This window comes from Caballeronia jiangsuensis (assembly GCF_046030135.1).
Classification (GTDB): domain Bacteria; phylum Pseudomonadota; class Gammaproteobacteria; order Burkholderiales; family Burkholderiaceae; genus Caballeronia; species Caballeronia jiangsuensis.
Map to the genome: position 1 here is coordinate 1 of NZ_JAQQDB010000138.1, position 412 is coordinate 412.

Genomic DNA, 412 nt, shown 5'->3' on the forward strand with positions numbered 1-412 from the left:
CGCGATGTTCGTTGGCACTACTTGGGCGAAGCATACAAGCTTGCGACGCAGCCTCATGAGATCCTCGAGATGCGGGTCAAGGCTGGCAAAGTAAGGCAACTCACCGATGAACCTCGGTCCCTGCAATGCAGCGGTGAGAAGCGTTGCGCGCAGACTGGCATATGGGAAGCTCGTGTGGCGGCAGACCATCCGTTAGCGGCGCTCTTTAATCGCTGGGACCGACAGGCATTCGTGGAAACTGGGCACGCGTTTCCTGATGTACGTCAGCAGCATCTAGATGTTGCAGCCGGGGAGGTTCGGTGGACGTACCTGGGCAGTCCCAACACGTTGCGCGTGCCGGGCGTGTTTGACATTAGCTTGTAGGCACAGCAACCATCACCGTACGAGTTGGCCGCGCCGGTTGCTTCATATT

General features: G+C 58.3%; 1 pseudogene. It reads left to right on the forward strand.

What is annotated here, in order from left to right:
- Positions 1 to 363 (forward strand): annotated as a pseudogene (locus tag PQR08_RS38705) (SEL1-like repeat protein); the annotation flags it as partial.
- Positions 364 to 412: the final 49 nt, after the last annotated feature.